Consider the following 9,342-nt stretch of genomic DNA (forward strand, 5'->3'; position numbering starts at 1 on the left):
CTCGCCGAGTTCGCCGGCCAGGGCTTCCAGCGCCTCGGCGCGGGTGCCCGACAGGGCCACCGTGGCCCCCTGCGCATGCAGCGACCGCGCGATGGCGCCGCCGAGCCCACCGGTCGCGCCGGTGATGAGGGCTTTTTTCCCGGTGAGGTCGAACATGGGGATCACCTGTTGGTCGAGTTGGTTTCTATCGGCGGCGTTTTGGGGCCTGTCACGGTCGGCGTGACCGGCCCCCTCTCCCTTGCGGGAGAGGGTTGGGGGTGAGGGGTATGCCCTCTCCGGAAAGACCTGACCCCTCACCCTGTCCCTTTCCCGAACGCGAGAGGGGACCCGCGCTGCCTTCCCTAGCTCCGAGGGAATGCAGCCACATCCTCCGGCGTGCCGACCGGCGTCGCGGATGCGCCCGATGCGATCCGCTTGACGAGGCCGGACAGCACCTTGCCGGAGCCGACCTCGTAGAACGTGTCGACGCCTGCTGCGGCCATGGCCGCGACGCTCTCGCGCCAGCGCACCGTGCCCGTCACCTGCGCCACGAGGTTTTGGCGAATCGCGGCCGGATCGGAGACCGGGGCGGCGAGCACGTTGGCGTAGAGGGGGACGATGGGCGCGCGCAACGTCACCGCGTCGAGGGCCGCGCGCATGGCATCCGCGGCGGGCTGCATCAGGCGGCAATGGAACGGCGCGGAGACGTTGAGCATCACCGCCCGCTTGATCCCGCGTGCCTGCGCGATCGCCACGGCGCGCTCCACCGCGGCCTTGTCGCCCGACAGCACGACCTGGCCGGCGCCGTTGTCGTTGGCCACATCGCAGACCACGCCATCGGCGGCCTCCGCCGCGATCGCGGCAGCGGTCTCGGTGTCGGCGCCGATCAGCGCCGCCATGGCGCCGTCGCCCGGGGCGACGGCCGCTTGCATCGCCTCACCGCGGATGCGCAGCAGGCGCGCGGTGTCGGCGATCGTCAGGCTGCCGGCGGCGGCCAGCGCCGAATACTCGCCGAGCGAGTGGCCGGCGACGAAGGCGACATCCCGCGCGAGGTCGAGACCGCGCTCGGCCTCCAGAACCCGCAACGCCGCGAGGCTCGCGGCCATCAGCGCCGGCTGGGCGTTGGCGGTCAGCGTCAGCGCCTCGATCGGACCCTCGAACATCAGGCGCGCGAGCGGCTGGCTCAGCGCCTCGTCCACCTCCGAAAACACTGCGCGCGCCTGCGGGAAGGCCTCTGCCAGCGCCTTGCCCATGCCGACGGCCTGGCTGCCCTGGCCCGGAAAGATAAGTGCCCGCACGGTCGCTCCGTCGCCTACCCCGTTGCTCGGAAAGGGCGGCGCAGTCGCACCGCCCGCCGCAGGTGTCAACAATGCAGCGCACAAACCGGCGAGGGTGTCAGCCCTCGTCGAAGAAGTCGACGTTGCCGGTGTCGAGACTGTAGGCGGCCCCGACGATGCGGAGCTTGCCCGCCTTCAGCGGATCGAGCAGTGACGGCTCGGAGGCGGTGCGCAAGCGGGAGACCACGCGGCTCACGTTGGCGCGCACCGCGTGCTCGACGAAATCGCCGGCCTTGTCGCGAACCGAGAGGACGGCCGGAACGATCGGCTCGATCATCCGCCCGATCGAGCCGGCGAACTGTGCGTTGTCCCGAACCACGCTCACCGCCGCCTCGACGGCTCCGCAGCGGCTGTGGCCCATCACCAGGACCAGTGGCACGCCGAGCTGCGAGACCGCGTACTCGATCGAGCCGGTGGCGGCTGTGTCGGCGGTGTTGCCGGCGTTGCGCACGATGAACAGCTCTCCTAGGCCGCGGCCGAACAGGATCTCGGGCGAAACGCGCGAATCGGAACAGCTCACCAGGACACAGAACGGCGTCTGCCCGAGGGCGATCTCGATGCGGCGCTCGCGCCCCTGTGCCGCCCGCACCGGCGAGTCGGTGAGATAGCTGGCGTTGCCGTCCTTCATCACCTTGAGCGCCTGATCGGGGCTCATGTCGGTCTTCTTGGAAGACAGGCTCGCGGCGAAGGCACTGGTGGGCAGGGCGGTGGCGGCGAGAGCGGCACCGCCGAGGTGGCAGCCGCAGCCGAGGAGGTGGCGCCGGCTCAGGCGATCGGTCATGTCGTGCTCCCGCATGCCGGACGACGACCCGCTCCGGTCGATCGTTTCTGACTGTTTCCGAGCGAGACTGTAAAGGGCGTCCGCTTCCAAACCGCTGTGCTTGTTGCCAAACCGCATCCGGTGTATGAGCCGGCACCGCCCGACATCCCCCGTATCCGCTGGAAGGAGCCGCTGCGCATGGCTCGCGTCACCGTCGAAGATTGCATCGAGAAGGTCGAGAACCGGTTCGAGCTCGTCCTGCTCGCGAGCCACCGCGCCCGCCTGCTCGCCGCCGGCGCCCCGCTTACCGTGGACCGCGACCGCGACAAGAACCCGGTCGTGGCGCTCCGCGAGATCGGCGACGAGACGATCACCGCCGACGACCTCAAGGAACAGTTGATCCATTCGATGCAGAAGTACGTCGAGGTCGACGAGCCGGAGGCCGAGGCCGTGCCGCTGCTGTCGAGCTCGCCGACCGCCGCCGCGGTCTCGCCGACCGCCGCGAGCGACGATTCCGCGCCGCAGTTCGACCGCATGAGCGAGGAAGACTTGCTCCGCGGCCTCGAGAACCTCGCGCCCCCGGTCGAGACCGACGACGAGGGCGAGTAGCCCCGGCGCCGTCACGCGATGGCGTAGATCAGGCCCGGCGGCGACGCCGGGCCTTTTGCTTGGCGCGAGCCTTCATGTATCTCGCCCTGCGACGCGATCGGGGCTGGCGCAGGCCCGCGGCTTGCGTGAGACTTCGGTTCGAACCGGATCGGAAAGGGTCTCCCGGCGGATGATGCGCCAGTACGAACTCGTCGAGCGGGTGAAGCGCTACAACCCCGCGACGAACGAGGCGCTGCTCAACCGAGCCTACGTCTACGCCATGCGTGCGCACGGCACGCAGAAGCGGGCGTCGGGCGATCCGTTCTTCGCCCACCCGCTCGAAGTCGCCGCGATCCTCACGGACCTGCGCCTCGACGACGCGACCATCGTCGCGGCCGTGCTGCACGACACCGTCGAGGACACGGCGGCGACCCTCGACGAGATCCGCGAGCTGTTCAGTCCGGAGATCGGCGCGCTGGTCGACGGCCTGACCAAGCTCAAGCGCCTCGACATGGTCTCGAAGCGCGCGGCCCAGGGCGAGAACTTCCGCAAGCTGCTGCTCGCCGTGGCGGCGGACGTGCGCGTGCTGCTCGTCAAGCTCGCCGACCGCCTGCACAACATGCGCACCCTCCAGCACATGCGCGCGGACAAGCGCGAGCGGATCGCGCAGGAGACGCTGGACATCTACGCGCCGCTCGCCGGCCGTATGGGCATGCAGGAGCTGCGCGAGGAGCTGGAGGACTTGTCCTTCCGCAACCTCAAACCCGACATCTACGCCACCGTCACCCGGCGGCTCTCCGACCTCACGGCGAAGTCCGAGAGCCTGGTCGACACGATCGAGCGCGACCTGACAGCGAAGCTGTCCGCCCGCGGGATCGAGGCTGCCGTCACGGGCCGGCAGAAGCGCCCGTTCTCGATCTGGTCGAAGATGGAGCGAAAGTCCGTCGCCTTCGAGCAGCTGTCCGACGTGTTCGGCTTCCGCGTCGTGGTGGAGACGCTGGACGATTGCTACGCCGCACTCGGCGTCGTGCACACCACTTGGCCGATGGTGCCGGGGCGCTACAAGGACTACATCTCCACCCCGAAGCAGAACGACTACCGCTCGATCCACACCACGGTGATCGGTCCGAAGAGCCAGCGCGTCGAGCTGCAGATCCGCACCCGCACGATGGACGACATCGCCGAGTACGGCATCGCCGCCCACGCCCACTACAAGGAGGCCGCCAAGCTTCCCGCCGGCCGCGAGTCGGAAGGCGGCGTCGCCCCACGCCTCGCCGCCGAAAGCGGCGCATACCAGTGGCTGCGCCGCACGATCGAGCTGCTGGCCGAGGGCGACAGTCCCGAGGAGTTCCTGGAGCACACCAAGCTCGAGCTGTTCCAGGACCAGGTCTTCTGCTTCACGCCGAAGGGCCGCCTGATCGCCCTGCCGCGCGGCGCCACGCCGATCGACTTCGCCTACGCGGTGCACACCGATGTCGGCAACTCCGCTGTGGGCGCCAAGATCAACGGCCGGATGGCGCCGCTGCTGCACGAGCTCGCCAACGGCGACGAGGTCGAGATCTCGCGCTCGGACGGGGCCGCGCCGCCGGCCGCCTGGGAATCGCTCGTCGTCACCGGCAAGGCCCGCGCCGCGATCCGCCGCGCCACCCGTTCGGCGGTGCGCCGGCAATATGCAGGCCTTGGCCGCCAGATCCTCGACCGTGCCTTCGAGCGGGCGGGCAAGAGCTTTTCCGACGACAAGCTGCGCGGCGCGCTCCCGCGCCTGGCCCGCACTTCGGTCGAGGACGTGTTCGCGGCGGTGGGGCGCGGCGAGATGTTCTCGGGCGACGTCGTGCGCGGCGTCTACCCGGACTACAAGGACGAGCGGAAGACCGGGCCGGCGGGGGTCGCGCAGCCGGTCGTCAACGGTGCCGGCCGGCTGATCCGCACGAAGGACCAGACCATGCGCCTGACCTTCCCCGGCGGCGGCACGGCGGACGGCACCGACGCGATTCCGATCCGTGGGCTGGCCGGCGACTTGCCCGTCAGCTTCGCACCGGATGGCGGTGCGGTGCCCGGCGACCGCATCGTCGGCATCCTTACGCCCGGCGTCGGCGTGACGATCTACCCGATCCAGTCGGCGGCGCTGGCCGCCTTCGACAACGAGCCCGAGCGCTGGCTCGACGTGCGCTGGGACATCGAGGCGGACGCCACCGAGCGCTTCCCGGCGCGGCTGGCCACCCAATCGATCAACGAGCCCGGCGTGCTGGCGCAGATCGCCCAGGTCATCGCCGACCACGACGGGAACATCGACAACCTATCGATGAAGCGCCGCACCCAGGACTTCACCGACATCGTCATCGACCTCTCGGTCTGGGACCTGCAGCACCTCAACGCGATCGTCGCGGAACTCAGGGGCAAGCGCACGGTGAGCCGGGTGGACCGGGTGAACGGATAGGGCTGCCGTTCGTTCGGGCCGCCCCGGCATGATGGGGAGGATCTTTTGGACGGCGGCCGCTCGGCTGGGCGCCGCCGACGCCGCACCCTGCACGGTCAGCGGCTTGCCTCCCCCTGCCGCCGCTGCCACAAGCGCAGCGTCTGCATCCAATCCCGCCAGGAGCCACGCGCGCATGAGTCCGGACGAAGTCTTGGCGGAATTCCGCGATGCGGGCGCGCTGCTCGAAGGCCATTTCATCCTGAGTTCCGGCCTGCGTTCGGCGGTCTTCCTGCAGAAGATGGCCATCTTCTCCGAGCCGCCGCGCACGGAGCGCCTGTGCAAGGCGCTGGCCGCCGTCATCACGGCGCGGTTCGGCAAGGTCGACATCGTCGTCTCGCCAGCGATCGGCGGTATCGTGCCGGGCTACGAGACCGCACGCCACCTCGAGGCGCGGGCGATCTTCGTCGAGCGCGATCCCGGCGGACCGTTCACCCTGCGGCGCGGCTTCAGCATCCCGGCGGGCCAGCGCGCGGTCATCGTCGAGGACATCGTCACGACGGGGCTCTCCGCCCGCGAATGCCTCGCCTCGCTCCAGGCGGAGCCCGGCGAGGTCGTCGGGGCCGCCTGCCTGATCGACCGATCGGGCGGCCGCGGCGAGATCGGCCTACCCCTGGTCTCGCTTGTAACCCTCGATATCCCGGCCTATCCCCCCGACGCCCTGCCGCCGGAACTCGCCGCGCTGCCGCCGGTGAAGCCCGGAAGCCGGGTGATGACGAAGGCTTGATCACGACCGAGCATCCGGTGGATCTAATCTGATCTGCCGGGAGATAGATGTCGATCAGTCGTTGCTTAATTGTTCTCAAAAGTATCGACGAGGTTGCATTACCACAAGCGATGGGCGGCCGATTTTATGCCCGAGCTTGACACGTTCGTCGGCGCCCCTCAAGAATACCGAGCGGTTACTATTGCGAACCGTCGCCTGCGTTTTGAAAAAAATAAATTCGATTTTCATCCGTTTGTGCGATTTGGCAGCCGTAACATTGATGCGTGTCGTTCGCCTGCATCGTAGGCGCGGCACGCGGCGCGATTTTCCTGTGTCGATATTTCAAAGATGGATCGTGCCATGAGTGCACTACAACGCAGCGCCTTGTTCATCGACGGCGCCAACCTCTACGCCACGACGAAAGCTCTCGGGTTCGATATCGATTACAAGCGGCTGCTGAAGGAATTCCAGGGCCGGGACAACCTGATCCGGGCGTTCTACTACACCGCCATGGTCGAGGATCAGGAATATTCCTCGATCCGTCCGCTGATCGATTGGCTCGACTACAACGGCTACCGCGTTGTGACCAAGCCGGCCAAGGAGTTCACCGACTCCCTTGGCCGCCGCAAGATCAAGGGCAACATGGACATCGAGCTCGCGATCGACGCGCTCGAGCTCAGCGCCTACATCGACCACATGGTGCTGTTCTCCGGCGACGGCGACTTCCGGTCGCTCGTCGAGGCGATGCAGCGTCGCGGCGTGAAGGTGACGGTGGTCTCGACCATCCAGACCCAGCCGGCGATGATCTCCGACGACCTCCGGCGTCAGGCCGACGAATTCGTCGACCTCGTCCAGCTGATCGGCAAGGTCGGCCGCGACTCGGGAGAGCGTCAGGTCCGCCCGGCCGGGGACCGCATGCGCGACAACGCGGAGCGGCCGACGCGCCCGAATCCCGGCCTCGAAAGCCGCTACGGCATCCGCCAGGGCCAGAACGGCGCGCCGGACGCGCCCGACGCCGACTAGGGCTTCATGGCCTCCGCATCGAGCCAGGCGATCACGTCGGCGGCGCTGCGATCGGGCGGGAACACCGGGTAGAACACCTTCGTCACGACTCCGTCGTCGATGACGAGGGTGAGCCGCCGCAGCAGGATGGTGCCAGCTGTCTCGAGGGTCGGAAGGCGCACCGCCATGGCGTAGGCGCGGGACGCGTCCGACAGCAGCGTGAATGGCAGTTGCAAGCGCTCCACCGCCTCGCGCTGGTAGGCGCTCGTCTGCGTCGACAGCCCGTGCACCTGCGCGACGCCCCGGGCCTTCAGATCCTCATGCAGATCGCGAAAGCCGCAGGCCTGCGGGGTGCAGCCGCGCGCACCGGGGATCGCATCCCAGTCGGGCACGAGGTTCGGCTTCCCCGGCTCCCCGGTGCGCGGATAGGCGAAGACCACCGTGCGGCCGGCGCACTTCGCCAGCGAAACGCGAGTCCCGTCGGTCGCGGCCAGCGACACGTCGGGCAGGCGCATCTCGACCAGATGCGCCGCCGCGCCGTCGTCGATCGGGGCGGGGAGGTCGGCGGGCAGGGCAAGGTTCGGATCCATGGCGTCGCTCCGACTCAAGGGGAGAGGCGTGCGAGAAGCGGCGTTACGGCTCGCACTCTCAGGCGTACCGTCGAACTCTAACATTGCGTGAGGCATCCGCGCCTTCCCTCCTCCGCAAAGGGGGAGGGGAGGTGCGTTGGGGTTTTGGCGCGATCCGTGTTCCCGTTGCCCGGCGTGGCGGCCTGCGTGCAGCGATCCGAGACCTACCCCCGGTCGCGTAAAATCCGAGCGCGATCGCGCTGCCAGTCGCGCTCCTTGCTGGCCTCGCGCTTGTCGTGGGCCTGCTTGCCCTTGCCGAGGCCGAGCTCGACCTTCGCACGGCCCTTTTCGTTGAAGTAGATCTTCAAGGGCACCACCGTGTAGCCCTGGCGCTGCGTCGCGCCGATCCACTTGTCGATCTGGCGGCGATGCAGCAGCAGGCGCCGCGGGCGCTTGGTCTCGTGGTTGAAGCGGCTCGCCTGGACGTATTCCGGGATGTAGGCGTTGAACAGCATCAGGTCGCCGCCGGATGGCCCAGCATAGGCCTCGCCGATGGTCGCGCGGCCGCTGCGCAGCGATTTCACCTCGGTGCCGGTCAATGAGATACCGGCCTCCAGGGTGTCCTCGATCGCATAGTGGAAGCGTGCGGCGCGGTTGTCGGCGACGATGCGGCGGTTCGGTTCGGGTTTGGGAGCCATCGGTTTCTTTGGTGCGCGGCGTCAGCTGGCCAGGAGGCCGGCATGGCGTAGGGCCGCGTCGACGATCGCCTTGGTCTCGTCCGAGACCGGAACCAGCGGCAGGCGCACGTCGGCGCTCATGTGGCCGAGACGCTCCAGGGCATACTTCACCGGGGAGGGGTTCGATTCGGCGAACAGCCCGACCTGGAGCGGTAGCAGCCGGTCCTGTAGCTGCAGCGCCTTGGCGTAGTCGCCGGACAGCGTCGCCTCCTGTAAGTCGGCGCAGAGCCTCGGCGCCACGTTCGAGACCACGGAGATGCAGCCGTGGCCGCCGTGGGCGTTGTAGCCGAGCGCGGTCGCATCTTCGCCTGAAAGCTGGATGAAACCCTCGCCCATGGCCTGGCGCTGAAGGCTGACGCGATCGATCTTGGCGGTCGCGTCCTTCACCCCGGCGATGTTCTTGAGTTCGAACAGGCGCGCCATCGTCTCGACGCTCATGTCGACGACGGAGCGCGGAGGAATGTTGTAGATGATGATCGGGATGCCGACCGCGTCGTTGACGGCCTTGAAGTGGGCGTAGAGCCCGTTCTGCGTCGGCTTGTTGTAGTAGGGCGTGACCACGAGCACCGCGTCGGCGCCCGCCTTCTCCGCGTGCCGCGCCCGCTCGACCGCCTCCGTCGTGGAGTTCGACCCGGCGCCGGCGATCACCGGCACGCGGCCGCCGGCCTCGTCGATGCAGGATTCGACCACGCGGTCGTGCTCGCTGTGGGTGAGCGTCGGGCTCTCGCCGGTGGTGCCGGTCGGGACCAGGCCGTGGCTGCCCTGCTCGATCTGCCAAGCCACGAACTTTCGGAACGCCGCCTCGTCGAAGGCGCCGTCGCGGAACGGCGTCACCAGTGCGGTCATGGAGCCCCGCAGGCGGCGCGCAGTGGTCTCGGTCATCTCGGGCGTCCCAGCCGGTCACTTCGCCCGGTCCGGCAGTCGCCGGTGGTCCGGCGCCATGTTGCGGGCGGCGCAGACATAGGGCTTCCGCCCCCCCCGCGCAAACCCTTCGCGCACGCGGTTAATGCGTTCTTAACGCTCCGGCCCGAGGCTGTCCTTTGCCGGCATCCGTCGAAACCGGGTCCCAGGGAGTGACCGCATCCATGGCGTCCCTCACACGCTCGCAGATCGTCGCCCTCGGCCTCGCGCTGACCGCGGGCGTGGCGCTTGCCGCCCCCTCCGCGGGCCTGCCCTCCGCGGACTTGCCGG

General features: G+C 68.8%; 10 protein-coding genes. 4 read left to right on the plus strand and 6 right to left on the minus strand.

Annotated features, from left to right (window positions below; translation table 11 throughout):
• From FV222_RS10480 to FV222_RS10490, 3 genes are all read right to left on the minus strand, one after another.
• On the minus strand, nucleotides 1–156 hold a 156-nt coding region (locus FV222_RS10480; RefSeq protein WP_147814168.1), incomplete at its 3' end, for an SDR family NAD(P)-dependent oxidoreductase.
• A gap of 185 nt (nucleotides 157–341) precedes the next feature.
• The gene (fabD, locus tag FV222_RS10485; RefSeq protein ID WP_147763875.1) at nucleotides 342–1,277 is read right to left on the minus strand and encodes an ACP S-malonyltransferase; all 936 of its coding nucleotides are present in this window, start codon (nucleotides 1,275–1,277) and stop codon (nucleotides 342–344) included.
• 97 nt (nucleotides 1,278–1,374) lie between these two features.
• Nucleotides 1,375–2,097 carry a carbonic anhydrase gene (locus tag FV222_RS10490; protein WP_147763874.1) on the minus strand — a complete coding sequence of 241 codons (723 nt, stop codon included), beginning with the start codon at nucleotides 2,095–2,097 and terminating at the stop codon, nucleotides 1,375–1,377.
• A 177-nt stretch (nucleotides 2,098–2,274) separates the two neighbouring features.
• On the opposite strand from FV222_RS10490, the gene rpoZ reads away from it, so the two are divergent.
• The 4 genes from rpoZ (at nucleotide 2,275) to FV222_RS10510 (ending at nucleotide 6,866) form a co-directional block, all read left to right on the plus strand.
• A complete protein-coding gene (gene rpoZ, locus FV222_RS10495) occupies nucleotides 2,275–2,685 on the plus strand; it encodes a DNA-directed RNA polymerase subunit omega (RefSeq protein ID WP_147727742.1) in 411 nt (136 codons plus the stop codon).
• A 169-nt stretch (nucleotides 2,686–2,854) separates the two neighbouring features.
• Nucleotides 2,855–5,101 carry a bifunctional (p)ppGpp synthetase/guanosine-3',5'-bis(diphosphate) 3'-pyrophosphohydrolase gene (locus FV222_RS10500; protein WP_147814170.1) on the plus strand — a complete coding sequence of 749 codons (2,247 nt, stop codon included), beginning with the start codon at nucleotides 2,855–2,857 and terminating at the stop codon, nucleotides 5,099–5,101.
• A 172-nt stretch (nucleotides 5,102–5,273) separates the two neighbouring features.
• On the plus strand, nucleotides 5,274–5,864 hold the full coding sequence (gene pyrE / locus FV222_RS10505) for an orotate phosphoribosyltransferase (RefSeq protein WP_147763872.1): 591 nt from the start codon (nucleotides 5,274–5,276) through the stop codon (nucleotides 5,862–5,864).
• Nucleotides 5,865–6,203: 339 nt separating this feature from the next.
• A complete protein-coding gene (locus FV222_RS10510) occupies nucleotides 6,204–6,866 on the plus strand; it encodes an NYN domain-containing protein (RefSeq protein WP_147753490.1) in 663 nt (220 codons plus the stop codon).
• On the opposite strand, the gene FV222_RS10515 is transcribed toward FV222_RS10510, so the two are convergent.
• The 3 genes from FV222_RS10515 to dapA form a co-directional block, all read right to left on the minus strand.
• Nucleotides 6,863–7,435, minus strand: a complete 573-nt coding sequence (locus tag FV222_RS10515; protein ID WP_147763871.1) for a peroxiredoxin — start codon at nucleotides 7,433–7,435, stop codon at nucleotides 6,863–6,865. The genes FV222_RS10510 and FV222_RS10515 overlap by 4 nt on opposite strands.
• A gap of 203 nt (nucleotides 7,436–7,638) precedes the next feature.
• Nucleotides 7,639–8,112: an SsrA-binding protein SmpB gene (smpB, locus tag FV222_RS10520; RefSeq protein WP_147753492.1), complete on the minus strand. Its 474-nt coding sequence runs from the start codon at nucleotides 8,110–8,112 to the stop codon at nucleotides 7,639–7,641.
• 21 nt (nucleotides 8,113–8,133) lie between these two features.
• Nucleotides 8,134–9,033, minus strand: coding sequence for a 4-hydroxy-tetrahydrodipicolinate synthase (dapA, locus tag FV222_RS10525; protein WP_147763870.1), 900 nt, complete (start codon nucleotides 9,031–9,033; stop codon nucleotides 8,134–8,136).
• Between the last annotated feature and the right edge of the window lie 309 nt (nucleotides 9,034–9,342).

It is taken from the genome of Methylobacterium sp. WL103, assembly GCF_008039885.1.
Lineage (GTDB): Bacteria > Pseudomonadota > Alphaproteobacteria > Rhizobiales > Beijerinckiaceae > Methylobacterium > Methylobacterium cerastii.

What these genes read in the sequence shown, in the direction of transcription:
- FV222_RS10490 (WP_147763874.1), bottom strand. Translation starts at nt 2,097, where the DNA reads ATGACCGATCGCCTGAGCCGGCGCCACCTCCTCGGCTGCGGCTGCCAC.
- rpoZ (WP_147727742.1), top strand. Translation starts at nt 2,275, where the DNA reads ATGGCTCGCGTCACCGTCGAAGATTGCATCGAGAAGGTCGAGAACCGG.
- FV222_RS10500 (WP_147814170.1), top strand. Translation starts at nt 2,855, where the DNA reads ATGATGCGCCAGTACGAACTCGTCGAGCGGGTGAAGCGCTACAACCCC.
- pyrE (WP_147763872.1), top strand. Translation starts at nt 5,274, where the DNA reads ATGAGTCCGGACGAAGTCTTGGCGGAATTCCGCGATGCGGGCGCGCTG.
- FV222_RS10510 (WP_147753490.1), top strand. Translation starts at nt 6,204, where the DNA reads ATGAGTGCACTACAACGCAGCGCCTTGTTCATCGACGGCGCCAACCTC.
- FV222_RS10515 (WP_147763871.1), bottom strand. Translation starts at nt 7,435, where the DNA reads ATGGATCCGAACCTTGCCCTGCCCGCCGACCTCCCCGCCCCGATCGAC.
- smpB (WP_147753492.1), bottom strand. Translation starts at nt 8,112, where the DNA reads ATGGCTCCCAAACCCGAACCGAACCGCCGCATCGTCGCCGACAACCGC.
- dapA (WP_147763870.1), bottom strand. Translation starts at nt 9,033, where the DNA reads ATGACCGAGACCACTGCGCGCCGCCTGCGGGGCTCCATGACCGCACTG.